This is a genomic window from Kitasatospora sp. NPDC048545, assembly GCF_040651155.1.
Lineage (GTDB): Bacteria > Actinomycetota > Actinomycetes > Streptomycetales > Streptomycetaceae > Kitasatospora.
Window position 1 is genome coordinate 126,893 of the sequence record NZ_JBEZIQ010000022.1, and the last position, 17,842, is coordinate 144,734.

Genomic DNA, 17,842 nt, shown 5'->3' on the forward strand with positions numbered 1-17,842 from the left:
CACAGTGGACGACACAGCTCAATTCCAAACGATCAGATGGTGGGGCGCATCCGCGTACGGCCCGGCGGCGGGCGCCCGCACGGGCCCGACGGACTGACCGGCGACGCCCGCCCGGCCGTCCGCCCAGGTGGGCGAGGCGAGCCGGAAAGAGTCAGCCAACTCCATGGTTCCCCACGAAGCCTGAGAATTACGTGAACCGGGTAGCGGATTCCAACCCCCGCCGAACGGCGGGGGTTGCCACCCCCCGGGCGTTCGGCGCCCCGCCCCGGCTACCCCTACCCTCGGAAACGACCCACGCGGACCGCCCCCACCCGGCCGCCCGAACCGAGGAGGCACCATCACCACGACCCGCGTGCTGATCGTCGACGACGAGATCCTGGTCCGCTCCGGCCTCGGCCTGATCGTCGGCTCCGCCCCCGACCTGGAAGTGGTCGGCGACTGCTCCGGCGGGCAGGCCGAGGAGCACGTCCAGCGCCTGCGCCCGCACGTGGTGCTGCTCGACATCCGGATGCCCGACCTCGACGGCATCTCGGTGCTGCGCCGGCTGCGCGCCCTGCCCGACCCGCCCGCCGTGGCGATGCTCACCACCTTCGACACCGACGAGTACATCGGCACCGCGCTGCGGGCCGGCGCCTCGGGCTTCCTGCTCAAGGACACCGCCCCCGAGCAGCTGGTGCACGCCGTCCGGGTGCTCGCGGCCGGCGGCAACATCCTCTCCCCGACCGTCACCCGCACGGTGATCGGCGGCTACGTGGACGGCGGCGGCCCGGACGCCGAGGCGACCGCGCTCGCCCGCACCCTCACCGGCCGGGAACTCGACGTCCTCGCGCTGCTCGGCGAGGGCCTGTCCAACGCCGAGATCGCCGACCGCCTCTTCCTCGGCACCGGCACCGTCAAGGACCACATCAGCGCGATCCTCGGCAAGCTCGGCGCCGCCAACCGGGTGCAGGCCGCCGTCGTCGCCCACCGGGCCGGGCTGGTCCGGCCCAAGCCCGGCGACGGGGCATGACGACCGCCGACCAGCTGCCGTCCAGACGGCTGCCGGCCTGGTGCACCGCGCCCTGGCTGATGCTGCTGCTGCCCGTCCTGTACTCCCTGCTGGACGCCGCCCTGGTGGCCCGGGACGCCACCTGGTGGCAGATGACGCTGTCCACGCTGGCCGCCGTCTCCCTGTTCTGGCGCCGCCGCTTCCCGGTCACGGTGCTGCTGCTCACCATGCCCGGCAGCTGGGTGGACGAGATCTGGCTGGCCCCGATCACCGCCGTCTACACCGTGGCCGCCGAACGCCCCCGCCCCCGGATCGTGATCCCCTGCGGCGTCCTGTTCACCCTGGTCGAGTTCTTCCACTGGCCGCTGCCCGACGACGTCATCGCCCTGAGCCGGGCCAGCGCCCTCGACGCCATCCAGGCCGTGATGCTGGCCGCCGGCCCGGCCGCCACCGGCCTGCTCGCCCGCACCCGGCGCGAGCTGGCCGCCCGCCTGGACGAGCTGACCCGAGGCCAGGAGCGGGAGAGCCGACTGCTGGCCGAGCGGGTGCTGATCACCGAGCGCGGCCGGCTCGCCCGGGAGATGCACGACGTGGTCTCCCACCAGGTCAGCCTGATCAGCATCCAGGCCGGCGCGCTGCAGGTCAGCACCACCGACCCGGCCGCCGTGACCACCGCCCGCACCATCCGCGAACTGTCCGTACGGACCCTCGACGAACTGCGTCAGATGGTCGGGGTGCTGCGGGGCACCGGCGGGCTGCCGGACGCCCCGCTCGCCCCGCAGCCCCGGCTGGCCGACCTGCCCCGGCTGATCGAGGAGAGCGGCCTGGCCGCCGAGGCCGAACTGAACCCGGGCGACCGCCCGTGGCCGGAGGCGGTGCAGCGGGCCGCCTACCGCACCGTGCAGGAGGCGCTCACCAACATCACCAAGTACGCCCCGGAGGCGGCAGTGCACGTGAAGGTCCGGGCGAAGGGCCGCCGGCTGCGGGTCGAGGTGCGCAACGACGCCCCGCCGGTCCACCCGGCCGAGACCCTCCCGGGCGGCGGCCACGGCCTGGTCGGCCTGCGCGAGCGCGCCCAGTTGCTGGGCGGCACCCTGACCGCCGGCCCCACCCAGGACGGCGGCTTCGAGGTCCGCGCCGAGCTCCCCGCCACCGGCTCCTGATCCGCCGGGCCCCGGCCGACACCGGAGAACGGGCCGGGAGAGGAACGGACCGGGAAACGAGAAAGCCCCGCAGATCCGTAGATCTGCGGGGCTTCGCTGTGCGCGAGGGGGGAGTTGAACCCCCACGCCCTTTCGGGCACTGGAACCTGAATCCAGCGCGTCTGCCTATTCCGCCACCCGCGCATGGGTGTTGTCCTCGTTGCCGACCGATCTTCCGAACCGCTCGGTACCATGAGACCTTCGCGCTTCTTTGGACCGGCCTCCCTTCCGGGCGGCCCTTCCGACGTGGAAAACATTAGCACGGCCCCGGGGGCTGCTCCGAATCGCTTCTCCGGCGAGACCCACCGCACCCGAACGGATGCCCGACGAACGCGTGCACGAGGGACGGGCGGCCGCTCCGACAAGCACACCTGGCGTGCCGTACCCGAAATGCGTCACCCTGTGTGTCCGAGCCCACCCCCGGGCACCACACGGTCCGGGAACCGTACGGAAGGGCCCGGCGTGGATACGATCAGTACGGAAGTACCGCAAGTGGGTGCGGCCGGTTCCCCGGCGGGATCCGGCCGGCAGGCAGGCGAACGAACCCTGGAAGGGGGTGCCCAATGGGAGTGCTGAAGAAGTTCGAGCAGCGGCTCGAGGGTCTCGTCAACGGCACCTTCGCCAAGGTGTTCAAGTCCGAGGTCCAGCCCGTGGAGATCGCCGGTGCGCTGCAGCGCGAGTGCGACAACAACGCGAGCATCTGGAACCGCGACCGCACCGTCGTGCCGAACGACTTCATCGTCGAGCTGAGCCCGCACGACCACGAGCGCCTCAGTCCCTACTCCGGGCAGCTCGGCACCGAGCTCGCCGGCATGGTCCGCGAGTACGCCGAGGCCCAGCGCTACACCTTCATGGGCCCGCTCCAGGTGAACCTGGAGAAGGCCGACGACCTCGACACCGGCCTGTACCGGGTGCGCAGCCGCACCCTCGCCGCCGAGGAGCCCCAGCAGTACGCCCCGCAGCAGCCCGGCTACGACCGCGCGCCGGCCGCCCCGGCCCCCGGCGCACCGTGGCAGCAGCCCGGCGCCGGCCAGTACAACGCGCCCGCGCCGCCGCCGCCGGCCGCGCCCCCCGCGATGCCCCCGGGCCCGCCCGCGCCCGCCGGTGGCAACGTCCGCAACCTCCCCGGCGCCGGCCACGGCGGCACCTCGGTCCGCCGCTGGATCGAGGTGAACGGCGCCCGCCACCAGATCACCGGCTCGGCCTGCGTGCTCGGCCGCTCCACCGAGGCGGACGTACGGGTCGACGACCCGGGGGTCTCCCGCAAGCACGCCGAGATCCGGCCCGGCAGCCCTTCGATGGTGCTCGACCTGGGGTCCACCAACGGCATCGTGGTGGACGGACAGCACACCCAGCGCGCTACGCTCCGCGACGGATCCCGAATCGTCCTGGGCTCCACCACCATCGTCTACCGGCAGGTCGAAGGGTAGTGTCCGAATTGTTCGCGCGCCTCGCTCACCGACTGGCGGGACGGTCATGTCAGAACTGACCCTCACGGTCATGCGGCTGGGCTTCCTGGCCGTGCTGTGGCTGTTCGTCATCGTCGCGATCCAGGTGATCCGCAGCGACCTCTTCGGCACCAAGGTGAACCCCCGTTCCTCCCGCCGCGGCGCTTCCGCCGCGGCCGGCGGCGGTGCGGCCACCCAGGCCGCAGGTCGCCCCACGCCGTCCCCGGCGGCCGCTCCGGCCGCCCCCGCGGCGGCCCAGACCCAGCCCGGCGGCGGCCGCCGCCGCGGCGGCCCGACCCAGCTCGTCGTGGTGCAGGGCTCGCTCGCCGGCACCACCGTGGCGCTGCAGGGCCAGACCATCACGCTCGGCCGCGCGCACGACTCCACCATCGTGCTGGACGACGACTACGCGTCCTCCCGGCATGCCAGGATCTATCCGGATCAGACTGGGCAGTGGACGGTCGAGGATCTAGGCTCCACCAACGGCACCTATCTGGACCGGCAGCGCCTGACCGCGCCCACCCCGCTCCAGCCGGGCACGCCGATCCGTATCGGCAGGACCGTCATCGAACTGCGGAAGTAGTAGCGCATGAGGGACAGCATCCCGTCCATGACCCAGAGGGGGGCACAGGTCGCATGACCCTGGTGCTGCGCTTCGCCGCCGGCTCCCACAAGGGACTGATCCGGGAGGGGAACGAGGACTCCGGCTACGCCGGGCCGCGGCTGCTGGCCGTGGCCGACGGCATGGGCGGCGCCGCGGCCGGCGAGGTCGCTTCCTCCGAGGTGCTCGGCTCGATCGTCCGGTTGGACGAGGACGTGCCGGGCGCCGACCTGCTGACCCTGCTGGGCGACGCCGTCCAGGGCGCCAACGACCGGCTCCGGCAGATGGTCGAGGAGGACCCGCAGCTCGAAGGCATGGGCTGCACGCTGACCGCGATGCTCTGGACGGGCCAGCGGATGGGCCTGGTGCACGTCGGCGACTCCCGCGCCTACCTGCTGCGAGACGGTTCGCTGGTGCAGATCACCCAGGACCACACCTGGGTGCAGCGCCTGGTCGACGAGGGCCGGATCACGCCCGAGGAGGCCGAGACCCACCCGCAGCGCTCGCTGCTGATGCGGGCGTTGGACGGCCGCGGCCAGGTCGAGCCCGACCTGTCGATCCGCGAGGTCCGGGCCGGCGACCGCTACCTGATCTGCTCCGACGGCCTCTCCGGCCCGGTCAGCCACCAGACCCTCCAGGACACCCTCGGCAGCTACTACTCGCCCGAGCAGACCGTGCAGGAGCTGATCCAGCTCGCACTGCGCGGCGGTGGTCCGGACAACATCACCTGCATCGTGGCGGACGTCATCGACGTCGGCGCCACGGACACCATGAGCGGCCAGTTCAACGACGTCCCGGTGGTGGTCGGCGCCGTCGCCGACGCCCCGCCGTCCTCGGCCGCCGCCGACCGCTCGATCGCGGACACCCCGGCCGGCCGCGCGGCGGGCCTGGGCCGCGGCCCGCAGGGCGCCTTCGGCCCCGCCGAGGGCTACGAGGCCGGCTACGACCCCGCGGCGGGCGGCTTCGGCCCCGCGGAGGGCTACGAGGGGGGCGCCGCCTACGGCTACGGCTCCGGCGAGCCCTCGGTGTACGGCACCGAGGAGTTCGACGAGGATCCGCCCCGCAAGCGCAAGCGCAAGGGCCTGACCGTCTCGGTGGCCGTCCTGGTCACGCTCGGCCTGCTGGGCGGCGCCGGCTACTTCGGCTACCAGTGGACCCAGGACCAGTACTACATCGGCGAGGACGGCGACCACGTCGCGGTCTACCAGGGGATCAACCAGAACCTGGCCGGACTGAGCCTGTCCTCGGTGCGCGACTCGTACAGCGGCATCCAGCTCAAGTGGCTGCCGCAGGACCAGCGCGCCCACGTGAACAAGACCATCTCGGTCAACACCCTGAAGGACGCCCAGAGCACCGTCCAGGAGCTCGACGGCTGGGTGCAGCTCTGCCAGAAGGCCGCCAAGGCGACGGCCCCGGCGCAGGGCACCCAGGCGACGCAGGCCACCCACACCGCGTTCCTGGCCGGCACGCCCACCCCGAGCGAGAAGAACCGCGGCCCGGCCGCGGCGGCACCGACCGTGCCGCCCTCGACCAGCCCGGCCGCCCCGACCCCGTCCGCCCCCGGCACGGCCGCCCCGACGCCGAACGCCCCCGGCACGGCCGCCCCGACGCCGAACGCCACTCCTCCGGCGACCGGCACCCAGGGCGACCCGACCCAGTTGACCGAAGACGAACTCAGCCGGGCCAACTCCTGCCCGAAGCAGTGACGTCCGTGATCCGACATAGGACCGCCCCGCGCGGGCTTGCCGGCCGTCAGGGAGCGGTCACCACGTGAGCAGCTACGACCTGAGCGAAGACACCGGCCGGGCCGGCCGCCGACGGGCGACGGCCGGACGCGCCGTCCCCCGTCGACGGGGCAACACCACCATCTCCCTGCAGGAGGCACCGAACCGGCGCAACACCGAGCTGGCCCTGCTGCTCTTCGCGGTGCTGCTGCCGGTCCTCGCGTACGCCAACGTCGGCCTCGCGATGGACGCCAAGCTGCCCACGGGCATGCTCGGCTACGGCCTCGGCATGGGCGCCCTGGCGCTGGTCGCGCACCTGCTGGTGCGCCGCTTCGCGCCGTACGCGGACCCGCTGATGCTGCCGATCGCCACCCTGCTGAACGGCCTCGGGGTGGTGATGATCTGGCGGCTGGACAAGGCGGGCAAGCTGCTCAGCGGCAACTTCCCGGCGGCCCAGAACCAGCTGATGTGGTCGGCCCTGGGGATCGCGGGCTTCATCGGCGTGATGGTCTTCCTGAAGGACCACCGGGTGCTCCAGCGCTACACCTACATCTCGATGGTGGTGGCCCTGGTCCTGCTCGCCGCGCCGGCCTTCTTCCCGGCCCGGGCCGAGGACTTCGGCGCCAAGATCTGGATCCGGATGGGCAGCTTCTCCATCCAGCCCGGCGAGTTCGCCAAGATCGTCCTGACGGTGTTCTTCTCCGGCTACCTGATGGTCAAGCGGGACGCCCTGGCACTGGCCAGCCGCCGCTTCATGGGCCTGTACCTGCCGCGCGGCCGCGACCTCGGCCCGATCGTCGTGATCTGGCTGCTCAGCCTGCTGATCCTGATCTTCGAGAACGACCTCGGCACGTCCTTCCTGTTCTTCGGCCTGTTCGTGGTGATGCTCTACGTCGCCACCGAGCGGACCAGCTGGATCCTGTTCGGCCTGCTGATGTCGGTCGGCGGCGCGATCGCGGTCGCCTCCACCGCCAGCCACGTGAAGGTCCGCATCAACGCCTGGCTCGACCCGATGGCCGCCTTCGACCCGAAGCCCCCGCCGGGCGCCACCGAGCAGATCGGCCAGTCCCTGATGGCGCTCGGCTCCGGCGGCGCCACCGGTTCCGGCCTCGGCCAGGGCCGTTCCTGGCTGATCAACTTCGCCGCGAAGAGCGACTTCATCCTGGGCTCCTTCGGCGAGGAGCTCGGACTGGCCGGCATGATGGCGATCTTCCTGCTGTACGCGCTGCTGGTGCAGCGCGGCCTGCGCACCGCGATCGCCGCCCGCGACCCGTTCGGCAAGCTGTTCGCCGTCGGCCTCGCCTCGGCGATGGCGCTGCAGGTGTTCGTGGTGGCCGGCGGCGTGACCGGACTGATCCCGCTTACCGGTATGACCATGCCGTTCCTCGCGCAGGGCGGTTCGTCCGTGGTCGCCAACTGGGCGCTGGTCGCGATCCTGCTGAAGATCAGCGACAGCGCCCGCCGACCCGGGGTCGAACCCGCCCCGGCCACCGAGGGCCAGGGAGGACCCGCCCGATGAACAAGCCGATCCGACGGGTCTCGATCTTCTGCCTCGTGCTGATCCTGGCCCTGATGGTGCGCACCAACTGGGTGCAGGGCGTCCAGGCCGACTCCTGGGCCACCAACAAGAACAACAAGCGCCAGATATACGACCGCTACGCCCACCCGCGCGGCAACATCATCGTCAGCGGCCAGCCGGTCACCAAGTCGGACTTCGTCAACGGCCTGCGCTACAAGTACAAGCGCTCCTGGGTCGACGGCCCGATGTACGCCCCGGTCACCGGCTACTCCTCCCAGGTCTTCGGCTCCAACCAGCTGGAGAACCTGGAGGAGGGCGTCCTCTCCGGCACCGACGACCGGCTGTTCTTCCGCAACACCCTGGACATGCTGACCGGCGAGCAGAAGCGCGGCGGCGACGTCGTCACCACGATCGACGCCAAGGTCCAGAAGGCCGCCTTCGACGGCCTGGGCAACAAGAAGGGCGCGGCGGTCGCGATCGACCCGAAGACCGGCGCGATCCTGGCCCTGGTCTCCACCCCGTCCTACGACCCGGGCGCCTTCTCCGGCAGCGACGCGGCCGACTCCAAGGCCTGGACGGACCTCAACGCGGACCCGAACAAGCCGATGCTCAACCGGGCGCTGAAGGAGACCTATCCGCCCGGCTCGACCTTCAAGCTGGTCACCGCGACCGCGGCGTTCGAGAACGGCCTGTACCAGAACGTCGACGACGCCACGTCGACCCCCGAGCCGTACACCCTGCCCGGCACCAACACGCAGCTCAAGAACGAGAGCCCCAACGAGCGCTGCGAGAACGCCACCGTGAAGTCCGGGATGGACCAGTCCTGCAACACGGTCTTCGCCAAGATGGGCGCCGACCTCGGCAAGGAGAAGATGCGGGCGCAGGCCGAGAAGTTCGGCTTCAACAGCACCGTCGACACCCCGGTCCGCTCGGAGAAGAGCATCTTCCCGGACAGCCCCAGCCTGGACGGCACCGCCCAGGACTCGATCGGTCAGCACGACACCCGCGCCACCCCGCTGCAGATGGCCATGATCTCCGCCGCGATCGCCAACAACGGCAGCCTGATGCAGCCGTACCTGGTCGACCAGGAGCGCTCGGCCTCGCTGACCACCATCTCCAAGCACACCGAGAAGCAGTTCTCCCAGCCGATGAGCCCGACCACCGCGCAGAAGATGCAGGACCTGATGATCTCGGTGGTCGAGAACGGCACCGGCACCAACGCCAAGATCCCCGGCCTGCAGGTCGGCGGCAAGACCGGCACCGCACAGCACGGCGAGGACAACGCCGGACTGCCGTTCGCCTGGTTCACGTCCTGGGCCAAGGCCTCGGACGGACGGTCGGTCGCGGTCGCGGTGGTCGTCGAGGACGGCTCGCAGAACCGCGACGGCATCAGCGGCGGCCGGCTCGCGGCCCCGATCGCCAAGGCGGTGATGCAGGCCGCACTCGGCAAGTAGGGAGCCGGGTCCGGGGTGAGGCGAATGTCACGATCGGCACCCCCTTCCGGATACCGGTCTGATATCGGCCGACGGCTGACTCCGGTCCGATGGGGTGCGACCGGTAGCGTATCCGCCAGCAGCGGGTGTGCCCGTTGCCGCCCGCGGGGCACCGAACGGCCCGGCCGGAGAACCGGTCGAGGACCGCGCGGCGTCACCCAGAGCGTGCGGGGACACCTACGTCACAACCTCACCGGCGGGTGAGGGAGAGGGTCGGAACTATGGAAGAGCCTCGTCGCCTAGGCGGCAGGTACGAGCTCGGCGGCGTCCTCGGACGCGGCGGCATGGCCGAGGTGTACCTCGCCCATGACACCCGGCTCGGCCGTTCCGTCGCAGTGAAGACGCTCCGGGCCGACATGGCCAGGGATCCGTCGTTCCAGGCCCGCTTCCGCCGCGAGGCACAGTCGGCGGCGTCCCTGAACCACCCCGCGATCGTCGCCGTGTACGACACGGGCGAGGACTACATCGACGGCATCTCCATCCCGTACATCGTGATGGAGTACGTCGAGGGGTCCACGCTGCGCGAGCTGCTGCACTCCGGCCGCCGGCTGCTGCCCGAGCGCGCGCTGGAGATGACCATCGGCATCCTCCAGGCCCTGGAGTACTCGCACCGGGCCGGCATCGTGCACCGCGACATCAAGCCCGCCAACGTGATGCTGACCCGGCAGGGCAACGTCAAGGTGATGGACTTCGGCATCGCCCGTGCGATGGGTGACGCCGGGATGACCATGACGCAGACCTCCGCCGTCATCGGCACCGCCCAGTACCTCTCCCCCGAGCAGGCCAAGGGCGAGCAGGTCGACGCCCGCTCCGACCTCTACTCCACCGGCTGCCTGCTCTACGAGCTGCTGACCGTCCGCCCGCCGTTCGTCGGCGACTCGCCGGTCGCGGTGGCCTACCAGCACGTCCGGGAGGAGCCGCAGCCGCCGTCGGTCTTCGACCCCGAGGTGCGCCCCGAGATCGACGCGATCGTGCTCAAGGCCCTCGCCAAGGAGCGCGACTACCGCTACCAGAGTGCCGACGAGATGCGCGACGACATCGAGCGCTTCCTCGACGGCCTCCCGGTCGCCGCCGCCCAGCAGGCCGCGTACGGCATGGGCGCCGCCGGATACGGCTACGACCAGAACGGCTACCCGCAGCAGCACGACCCGTACGGCCAGACCAACGTGCTGCCGCAGCAGCCCGGCGGCGGCCCGACCACCGTCCTGCCGCAGGCCTCCGGCCAGCCCGGGTACGGGCAGCAGGGCGGCTACGGGGACGACGGCTACGGCCAGACCTACGCGGGCGGTGGGGGCGACGGCTACGACGACGGCCAGGGCCGCGCTGGCCGCCGCGGCGAGGACCAGCCGAAGAAGAGCAACACCTCCTGGATCGTGCTGGCGGTGGCCGCCGTCCTGGTCCTGGTCGGCACCTTCTTCGTCGCCCAGGCCATGTTCGGCAACAAGGGCACCAAGGACGCCGCGAAGATCACCGCGCCGAACCTGGTCGGCAAGACCCTGGCCGACGCCAAGACCGCCGCAGCGGCGGCGGGCAGCAAGCTCGTGGTGACCGAGGGCGAGAAGGTCGCCTGCCCGGACGCGAACATCAAGAAGGACCAGGTCTGCACCCAGAACCCGACGGCCGGCAACCAGGTCGCCGAGAACGGCACCATCACGGTGCAGGTGTCCTCCGGGCCGGCCAAGGCGACCGTCCCGTCAGTGGTCGGCAAGACCAAGGACCAGGCGCTGCAGGCACTGGCCGCGGCCGGCTTCACCAACGTCGGCGCCCCCGAGTACAAGGACGACGACACCGCCCCGCAGGACACCGTCACCGCCCAGGACCCGGCGGCCAACAACACCGCTGACCCGACCGCCCCGATCAAGCTGACGGTCTCCCAGGGCAAGAGCAAGATCAACGTCCCGAACGTGGTCGGCGCCCAGAAGGACGACGCGACGAACCAGCTGCAGGCCGCCGGCTTCCAGGTCGACGCCTCGAAGACCGCGCAGACCAACGATCCGACCAAGATCAACACCGTCGCCTCGCAGTCGGTCCAGCCCAACACCAAGGTCGCGGCCAACACGAAGATCGCTCTGACGATCTTCAAGGCCCCGGACAAGGCGCAGGTCCCGCCGCTGCAGAACCAGAAGCTGTCGGACGCCATCGCCCAGCTCGCGAAGGTCAACCTCGGCTACACCGTGGTCGGCCCGCAGGACCCGAACGCGATCGTCCAGATGAGCAACCCGGGCGCCGGCACCATGCTCGACCCGAACACCCAGGTCCAGCTCTTCACGAAGGCCGCCGAGCCGCCCAAAGGAGGCGACCCCACCACCCCACCCGCCAAAGGGAACAACTAGGCCTCCGATCTTCCCCTGGTTCAACTGAACCGGGGCCCGGAGCCCGGGTGACGCCGGCCGAGGAAGATGCCCGAGGGCCCGCCGCAGCGGATGCGGCGGGCCCTCGGGCGTTTGGCGGTCGGGATGCCTCCCCGGCCGGCCCCGACCCCGCGCAGCCCCCGGGAGAGCCGGGCACGGGCCCCCGGGGGGCTCAGGAGTGCCGCAGCTCCGGCGGCGGGGTGCGCTTGGCGTCCATGTCGTCCACCCGCACCAGGCTCCCCCAGACCGCCATCCGGTACCGCGAGGTGTACACCGGCGTGCAGGTGGTCAGGGTGATGTAGCGGCCGGGGCCCGCGTAGCCGGAGCGGGCCGGGACGGGCGCCACGATGCCGGTGTCGAACTTGGACGTCTCCGGCAGGGTGCCGTCGACCTTGTAGACGTACCACTTGTCCTTGGTCTCGACGACGACCGCGTCGCCCTGGTGGACGGCGTCCAGGTCGTGGAACTTGGCGCCGTGGCCGTCGCGGTGGGCGGCCAGTGCGAAGTTGCCGGTCTCGTCCCAGGGCATCGCGGCCTTGTACGGCTGCTCGTAGACGCCCGCCACGCCCTCGTCCAGGACCTCGGTGGAGGTGCCCATCCGGATCAGCACCTGGAAGTCCCGGCCCATCGCCGGGACGTGCAGGAAGCCGACGTCGTCCCCGACCGCGAACTGCTTCGCCGCCGGCGGGGCGCCGGGGGCCGGGGCAGGGGTGCCGCCGGGCGAGGCCGGGGGGACGGCGACCGGGCCGGCCGCCCAGGAGCCGCGCAGCCGGTCGGCGGCCGCCGAGGCCGCGCGGTCGGCCTGCACGTTGGTCCACCACAGCGAGTAGGTCACGAACAGACCGAGGACCAGGCCCAGGGTGATCAGCAGCTCGCCGAAGACCCCGAGCGCGGCCAGCGCCCGGCTCCGCCCGCGCCCGGCCGGCCGCCCGGCCGGGGGGACGCCGTCCTGCCCCGGTCCGGCCGACTGCACGGCCCCGTCCTGCACGGCCTCGTCGTCCTGCATCTGCGGTGCTCCCCCTCCGGGCCGGGCGGACGGACGGCTACCCGCCCGTGATCGCGGCCGGCTTGCCTTGGCTGCGCGGCCGTTCCTCGATCATCTTCCCAAAGAGGATGAGGCGGAACTTGGAGGTGAACTCCGGCGTGCAGGTGGTCAGGGTGATGTAGCGGCCGGGGCCGGCGTACCCGGCGCCGTTCGGCACCGGCTTGATCACGCTCACGTTGCTGGGGGAGGTCTCCGGGATGCCCCCGGTGATCTCGTAGGTGTAGTAGCCGGCGGCGGTCTCCACCACGACCTTGTCGCCCTTGGAGAGCTGGTTGATGTACCGGAACGGCTCACCGTGGGTGTTGCGGTGCGCGGCCAGCGCGAAGTTGCCCGCCTTGTCTCCCGGCATCCCGGTGCCCGGATAGTGGCCGACCAGGCCCTTGTCGAGCACCGCCGACTTGGAGGTGCCCTCGGCGATCGGGAACTTCAGCCCCAGCTTGGGCAGGTAGATGATGGCGAAGCCCTTGCCCGGCTCGAACACCTCGGGCTTGTCGGGGTCCCGGGCGGGCTGCCCCGGCTGGGCGGGCGGCGCCGCGTCGAACTGCTGCTCCAGCTTGTTGCGGGCCCCGTCGGCGGCCGCGTCGGCCTGCACGTTGGTCCACCAGAGCTGGTAGGCGACGAAGAGCAGCATCACCACGCCGAGCGTGATGCACAGCTCGCCGACGGCCCGGGCGGCCACGACGACCGCGGACTCCCTGGGGCGCACCCGCCCGCCGGCCCGGCCGCTCGCCCGACGCCGTCCGTGGCCCGACCGGATCGCCGTACGGCCCTGGGCGGCCCGGCGCCGTTCGGCCCGGCCGCCGGTGGGCGGAGCCGGCTCGGCGGCTGGCTCGCCGATCCCGACGGGCAGCCTCAACTGCAGGGTCTGGTCGGGGAGCCAGGGGTACTCGGGTCCGCCCGCGAGCGGGTCCCCGGCCTGCTCGTACACGCCCCAGGCGTCTTCGGGCACGGTCTGCACCGGGGACGCCTGCTGGTACGGGGCACCGTCCGTGCCGTCGCCGTACTGCGGTCCCCCGTACGCCCGGGCGCCGTCGAACTGCTGCGCGCCGCCGTACGGGTCCGCCGCCGGCTGGTAACGCCCCTCCGGACGCAGCGCGGTCACGCCGCTCAGCCCCGGCCGATCACCGGGGCGAGCCCGGCCGACCGGTCCACGGCCTGCGGGAAGCCGCACTCCGCGAGCCAGTTGGCGAGCATCCGGTGCCCGCCCTCGGTGAGCACCGACTCGGGGTGGAACTGCACGCCCTCGACCGGCAGTTCACGGTGCCTCAGGCCCATGATCACACCGCTCTCGGTCCGTGCGGTGACCACCAGTTCCTCCGGCACGGTGGCCGGTTCGACCGCGAGCGAGTGGTAGCGGGTCGCGGTCAGCGGCGAGGGCAGGCCCTCGAACACGCCGCCGTCCTCGTGCTCGACCGACGAGGTCTTGCCGTGCAGCAGCTCCGGCGCCCGGCCGACCACCGCGCCGTACGCGACCGCGAGCGACTGCAGGCCCAGGCAGACGCCGAACACCGGCAGCCCGATCCGCGCGCAGTGGTGCACCATCTCGATGCAGACCCCGGCCTCCTCCGGCGCGCCGGGCCCGGGGGAGAGCAGCACCCCGTCGAAGCCCTCCGTCCCGGAGCGGCGGACGGCGTGCTCGACGGTCACCTCGTCGTTGCGGACCACCTCGCAGGTGGCGCCGAGCTGGTACAGGTACTGCACCAGGTTGAAGACGAAGCTGTCGTAGTTGTCCACCACCAGGATGCGGGGCGGGTTCGACTGGGTGGTCATGCGCGCGTGGTCTCCGTGGGATGCGGTGCTGGATGGAAGTGCCGGGACCGCCGGTTCAGCCGGCCGCGGCGCCGTCGCCGCCATCCACTGTGACGTCACCGAAGGGGAGCAACGGTTCCGCCCACGGGAAGACGTAGGTGAAGAGCAGGTAGACGATCCCCAGGATGAGGAGCACCGAAATGGCGGCCTTGACCAGGGTGTTCCCCGGGAGGTGACGCCAGATGAAGCCGTACATGGTGCTCCCTCGTCGTAGCAGGCTGGGTCAAGAGTAGACCCGCCCCCACGGCCGCGAGGCCGGTCCGCTACTGCTGCCCGCCCGCCGACCGCAGCTCGGTGGTGCCGGAGTACCCCGGCAGCGTCAGGTCGCCGCTCTCCTGGACCTTCCAGCCCAGCCCGTACGCCTGGACGTACTGCAGGTAGTTGCGGATCGTCGGGTCAGCGTCGACGGCGGAGCGCAGCGCGTCGGTCTTACCGACCGCCTTGACCACGTACGGCGGGGAGTAGACCCGGCCCTGCAGCAGCAGGGTGTTGCCGACGCAGCGGACGGCGCTGGTGGAGATCAGCCGCTGGTCCATCACCTGCACGCCCTCCGCGCCGCCCCGCCACAGCGCGTTGACCACGGCCTGGATGTCCTGCTGGTGGATGACCAGGTCGTTGACGCCGGGCTCGGGGACGCCGGGGATGCGGGCGGTGGCGTTCGGCGGGGCGTCGTTGAGGGTGACGGTCAGGCCGCCGCCCTGCAGCGGCTCCAGGGCGGCGCCGCGCCGCAGGTCGTCCAGCCGGGCCGCGTCGGCGGGACTGTGGCCCTGCTGCTCGGTGAGGTCCTGGGAGCGGGACTGCAGGTCGGCGAGCTGGGACTGCGCCTGCTGGTTCTGCGCGCTGCGCTGGCGGATCACGTCGCCGAGGCTGAGCAGCGAGTTGTCCGTCCGCAGGTCGGTGCCGCGGGCGGTCTGCGCGCTGATGTAGAAGAGCAGACCGGCGAGCGCGAAGACGGCGCAGGTCAGGGCACGTCCGACAATTCGGGTACCGGAGCGGCGGGTACGGGCCGACTCAGGGGGAATCGACAAATTAGTCACCGTACCCTTATCTCCTCAAGACCCGCCGAGCCACTACGCTAACGGACGCCGGTGGCACGTGCGGAGCCGTCCCCCAGGACGTTTCTCCACGGCCGACCGTCGACCGACCCACCCGCTGCACCTCTGCGCGGTCTCACAGCGCATCGACAGGAGAACCCCTCGTGCCGAAGTCTCGACTCCGCAAGAAGTCCGACTACACCCCGCCGACCACGGCCACGGTGAAGATCAGCTCGGGCCGCGGCTGGGTCGCGCCACTGATGCTGGCACTGTTCCTGATCGGCCTGGTGTGGATCGTCACCTACTACGTGACCAGCGGCACCTACCCGGTCGAGAGCTGGCGGAACTGGAACATCCTGGTCGGCTTCGGCTTCATCGCCGCCGGGTTCGGCGTCTCCACCCAGTGGAAGTGACGACCCGCTCGTCCTGAGGCCCGGTCCCGGGCCGATTCCCGCCGTTCCGGATCGCTCGTCCCGGGACGGCGGTCAGGCGTGCCCGGACCCGGACCGGGCGGCGGTCAGTCATACCGACCATCGGACTGTCACGCTTATCCACATGGTTATCCACACTGGGGAAAAGTCTCCCCAGCCTGTGGATAACTTTCCCGGCCGGGACCGTCCACAGCTGTGCACAACTTCCTGGACACGGGAAAACCGCACAGCAGGACACGCGTAGAACAGCAGTCCACAGTCGAGGCGGCACACAGCCTGTGCACAACCCCGCACCCGCTGTGGACAAACGCCCGGGTCCTCAGGCCCCGTAGAGGGACATCCCGATCAGCAGCATTGCCGCCTCGACGGCCACCGCCCCCGCCACCGCCAGCCCCTGGATCAGCCCGCGGCGCTCGCGCGGGGCGTACATCAGGCCGGCCGCGGTCAGCCCGCCCAGCACCAGCCCGCCCAGGTGCGCGCGCCAGTCGATGCCGGGCCGCGAGAAGGTGACGATCAGGTTGAAGACCAGGAACGCCACCGCCGGGGCCAGCGGGCCCCTGTTCCGCAGCTGCATCACGATCGTGGCGCCGATCAGCCCGAAGATCGCCCCGGAGGCCCCGACCGAGTTCATCCAGTCGCCGGCCACCAGGAAGGCGAAGGTGCTGCCGCCCAGGCCTGCGACCACGTAGAGGGCGAGGAAGCGGAGCCGGCCGAGCGCCTCCTCCAGCGGCGGGCCGAGCCAGAACAGCACCAGCATGTTCAGCCCGATGTGCCACCACTCCAGGTGCAGGAAGGTGGCGGTCAGCAGCCGGTACCACTGGTCCGGGCCGTCCGCGATCCCGGCCGGGCCGCCGAGGATGTCGCGCCCGGCGCTGAACAGCGACCAGGTCTGGCCCAGCCGCGGCGTCAGCACGTAGGCGGCCAGCACCCAGACCACCACGTTGGCCCCGATCAGCAGCCGGGTGACCAGCCCGCCGTCGGCGCTCGACGCCCCGCCGAACCGGGTGGTCGGCCGCCGGGTGCCGGCGTGCCCCGCCCCGACGCACTCCGGGCACTGGAAGCCCACCGAGGCGGTCACCATGCACTGCGGGCAGATCGGCCGCTCACAACGGGTGCAGGAGACCCCGGTGGGCGTCCCGGGGTGGCGGTAGCAGCCGGGAAGGCCGGCCTCCGGGGCGGGGCCGGTCGACGACCTGGGCTCGTCCGGGAGCATCAGCGGGTCCCCTTCCCGTACACGACCTCCGAAACAGCCAGCCTACTGCCGCGGCCCCGCCCCACGGCCTCGCTCCCCGCATCCCGTCCCTCCGGCCCGCGCACCCGCGGGAACCCCGCGTACGGCCCAGCCCGGGGTGCCGGTGGACAAATCAGGATGCATGATCAGCATTCAGGTGGATATGTGCATAAAGGACGCCACCCAGGAGGAGAGACTCGTGAGCTTTTCGGACTCAGCCCGTGAGACGGCCACCAGGACCCGGGACACCGCCGCACACCTCGCGGACGGCGCCAAGCAGCGCCTCGGCCCCGCCCTGGACTCCCTCGGCCCGATGGCCACCCAGGCCGCCCACAACCTCCGCGTCCAGTACGACACGCACCTCGCCCCGCAGTTCGGCCAGGCCTTCGCCAGCCTGCCGCCGGATGCCCAGCAGAACGTCCTGAAGGCCCTCCACCGGGCCCAGGAGGCCGCTCTGGCAGCCCGTCTCTCCGCCGCACGGGCCGCGGACCAGGCGCGCGCCACGGTCGGCCCCAGGGTCGCCCAGGCGGTCGACGACGCCCGCGCCGTGGTCACCCCGGTCGCCCAGGAGGCGCAGTACCGGGGCGCCGCCGCACTGACCGCCCTGCACGGCAACGTGAGCTCGGCCGAGATCAGCGAGCTGGCCGCCCGGAACGCCAGGAAGCAGCGGTGCTGCCACCGGTCCACCGGCCTCGCCGTGGCGGGCCTGCTGGCGATCGCCGGCGGCGTGGTGGCCTGGCAGTGGTGGCGCCGGCACAGCAACCCGGAGTGGCTGGTCGAGCCCCCGGTCGCGCAGGAGTCCCGGCCGGCCGGGGCGTCCGCCGCACCGGTGAACGGCGCGGGACCCGAGGACGCCGAACCCGGCGGACCCGACGACGGGGGCCCCGAGGCGAACTGACCGCACGGAAGCCGCGGGGCGGCCCGGAAAAGCCGATCGGCCGCCGACCAGGATCCTGGTCGGCGGCC

The 17,842-nt window shown here is 71.9% G+C and carries 16 protein-coding genes and 1 tRNA gene; 10 read left to right on the forward strand and 7 right to left on the reverse strand.

All coding sequences use genetic code 11. The annotated features are described in order from the left end of the window. The first annotated feature begins 358 nt into the window (after positions 1-358). Complete coding sequence (locus AB0D10_RS21905; RefSeq protein ID WP_360258875.1) at positions 359-1,009, forward strand: response regulator transcription factor; 651 nt, start codon at positions 359-361, stop codon at positions 1,007-1,009. Next, entirely contained in the window at positions 1,006-2,151 is a 1,146-nt protein-coding gene (locus AB0D10_RS21910; protein WP_360258821.1) for a histidine kinase, read from the forward strand. The genes AB0D10_RS21905 and AB0D10_RS21910 overlap by 4 nt, the downstream gene beginning before the upstream one ends. Positions 2,152-2,250: 99 nt before the next feature. Here AB0D10_RS21910 and AB0D10_RS21915 read toward each other — a convergent pair. Continuing rightward, positions 2,251-2,334 (reverse strand) — tRNA-Leu (locus tag AB0D10_RS21915). A gap of 419 nt (positions 2,335-2,753) precedes the next feature. On the opposite strand from AB0D10_RS21915, the gene AB0D10_RS21920 reads away from it, so the two are divergent. From AB0D10_RS21920 to pknB, 6 genes are all read left to right on the forward strand, one after another. Further along, the gene (locus AB0D10_RS21920) at positions 2,754-3,620 is read left to right on the forward strand and encodes a DUF3662 and FHA domain-containing protein (protein ID WP_360258824.1); all 867 of its coding nucleotides are present in this window, start codon (positions 2,754-2,756) and stop codon (positions 3,618-3,620) included. A 46-nt stretch (positions 3,621-3,666) separates the two neighbouring features. Then, positions 3,667-4,221, forward strand: a complete 555-nt coding sequence (locus AB0D10_RS21925; RefSeq protein WP_360258827.1) for an FHA domain-containing protein — start codon at positions 3,667-3,669, stop codon at positions 4,219-4,221. A 53-nt stretch (positions 4,222-4,274) separates the two neighbouring features. After that, a complete protein-coding gene (locus AB0D10_RS21930) occupies positions 4,275-5,945 on the forward strand; it encodes a protein phosphatase 2C domain-containing protein (protein WP_360258830.1) in 1,671 nt (556 codons plus the stop codon). Between the two features lie 160 nt (positions 5,946-6,105). After that, positions 6,106-7,482, forward strand: coding sequence for an FtsW/RodA/SpoVE family cell cycle protein (locus AB0D10_RS21935; protein WP_360258878.1), 1,377 nt, complete (start codon positions 6,106-6,108; stop codon positions 7,480-7,482). After that, the gene (locus AB0D10_RS21940; RefSeq protein WP_360258833.1) at positions 7,479-8,936 is read left to right on the forward strand and encodes a penicillin-binding protein 2; all 1,458 of its coding nucleotides are present in this window, start codon (positions 7,479-7,481) and stop codon (positions 8,934-8,936) included. The genes AB0D10_RS21935 and AB0D10_RS21940 overlap by 4 nt, the downstream gene beginning before the upstream one ends. 260 nt (positions 8,937-9,196) lie before the next feature. Then, a complete protein-coding gene (gene pknB / locus AB0D10_RS21945; RefSeq protein ID WP_360258836.1) occupies positions 9,197-11,308 on the forward strand; it encodes a Stk1 family PASTA domain-containing Ser/Thr kinase in 2,112 nt (703 codons plus the stop codon). A gap of 190 nt (positions 11,309-11,498) precedes the next feature. Here the strand turns inward: pknB and AB0D10_RS21950 are convergent, their stop codons facing one another. From AB0D10_RS21950 to AB0D10_RS21970, 5 genes are all read right to left on the reverse strand, one after another. Continuing rightward, the gene (locus tag AB0D10_RS21950; protein ID WP_360258839.1) at positions 11,499-12,332 is read right to left on the reverse strand and encodes a class E sortase; all 834 of its coding nucleotides are present in this window, start codon (positions 12,330-12,332) and stop codon (positions 11,499-11,501) included. 37 nt (positions 12,333-12,369) lie between these two features. Beyond that, positions 12,370-13,473, reverse strand: a complete 1,104-nt coding sequence (locus AB0D10_RS21955; protein WP_360258842.1) for a class E sortase — start codon at positions 13,471-13,473, stop codon at positions 12,370-12,372. Positions 13,474-13,478: 5 nt separating this feature from the next. Beyond that, positions 13,479-14,141: an aminodeoxychorismate/anthranilate synthase component II gene (locus AB0D10_RS21960; protein ID WP_360258845.1), complete on the reverse strand. Its 663-nt coding sequence runs from the start codon at positions 14,139-14,141 to the stop codon at positions 13,479-13,481. 55 nt (positions 14,142-14,196) lie between these two features. Beyond that, positions 14,197-14,376 carry a hypothetical protein gene (locus AB0D10_RS21965; RefSeq protein ID WP_360258848.1) on the reverse strand — a complete coding sequence of 60 codons (180 nt, stop codon included), beginning with the start codon at positions 14,374-14,376 and terminating at the stop codon, positions 14,197-14,199. Between the two features lie 67 nt (positions 14,377-14,443). Then, the gene (locus AB0D10_RS21970; RefSeq protein ID WP_360258851.1) at positions 14,444-15,208 is read right to left on the reverse strand and encodes a DUF881 domain-containing protein; all 765 of its coding nucleotides are present in this window, start codon (positions 15,206-15,208) and stop codon (positions 14,444-14,446) included. Positions 15,209-15,378: 170 nt separating this feature from the next. On the opposite strand from AB0D10_RS21970, the gene crgA reads away from it, so the two are divergent. Then, positions 15,379-15,627: a cell division protein CrgA gene (gene crgA / locus AB0D10_RS21975; protein WP_030060915.1), complete on the forward strand. Its 249-nt coding sequence runs from the start codon at positions 15,379-15,381 to the stop codon at positions 15,625-15,627. Positions 15,628-15,964: 337 nt separating this feature from the next. Here the strand turns inward: crgA and AB0D10_RS21980 are convergent, their stop codons facing one another. Beyond that, positions 15,965-16,858, reverse strand: a complete 894-nt coding sequence (locus AB0D10_RS21980; RefSeq protein WP_360258854.1) for a rhomboid family intramembrane serine protease — start codon at positions 16,856-16,858, stop codon at positions 15,965-15,967. 217 nt (positions 16,859-17,075) lie between these two features. On the opposite strand from AB0D10_RS21980, the gene AB0D10_RS21985 reads away from it, so the two are divergent. Next, complete coding sequence (locus AB0D10_RS21985; RefSeq protein WP_360258857.1) at positions 17,076-17,774, forward strand: DUF5324 family protein; 699 nt, start codon at positions 17,076-17,078, stop codon at positions 17,772-17,774. The last annotated feature ends 68 nt before the right edge of the window (positions 17,775-17,842 follow it).

What these genes read in the sequence shown, in the direction of transcription:
- AB0D10_RS21910 (WP_360258821.1), top strand. Translation starts at nt 1,006, where the DNA reads ATGACGACCGCCGACCAGCTGCCGTCCAGACGGCTGCCGGCCTGGTGC.
- AB0D10_RS21920 (WP_360258824.1), top strand. Translation starts at nt 2,754, where the DNA reads ATGGGAGTGCTGAAGAAGTTCGAGCAGCGGCTCGAGGGTCTCGTCAAC.
- AB0D10_RS21925 (WP_360258827.1), top strand. Translation starts at nt 3,667, where the DNA reads ATGTCAGAACTGACCCTCACGGTCATGCGGCTGGGCTTCCTGGCCGTG.
- AB0D10_RS21930 (WP_360258830.1), top strand. Translation starts at nt 4,275, where the DNA reads ATGACCCTGGTGCTGCGCTTCGCCGCCGGCTCCCACAAGGGACTGATC.
- AB0D10_RS21940 (WP_360258833.1), top strand. Translation starts at nt 7,479, where the DNA reads ATGAACAAGCCGATCCGACGGGTCTCGATCTTCTGCCTCGTGCTGATC.
- pknB (WP_360258836.1), top strand. Translation starts at nt 9,197, where the DNA reads ATGGAAGAGCCTCGTCGCCTAGGCGGCAGGTACGAGCTCGGCGGCGTC.
- AB0D10_RS21950 (WP_360258839.1), bottom strand. Translation starts at nt 12,332, where the DNA reads ATGCAGGACGACGAGGCCGTGCAGGACGGGGCCGTGCAGTCGGCCGGA.
- AB0D10_RS21960 (WP_360258845.1), bottom strand. Translation starts at nt 14,141, where the DNA reads ATGACCACCCAGTCGAACCCGCCCCGCATCCTGGTGGTGGACAACTAC.
- AB0D10_RS21965 (WP_360258848.1), bottom strand. Translation starts at nt 14,376, where the DNA reads ATGTACGGCTTCATCTGGCGTCACCTCCCGGGGAACACCCTGGTCAAG.
- AB0D10_RS21980 (WP_360258854.1), bottom strand. Translation starts at nt 16,858, where the DNA reads ATGCTCCCGGACGAGCCCAGGTCGTCGACCGGCCCCGCCCCGGAGGCC.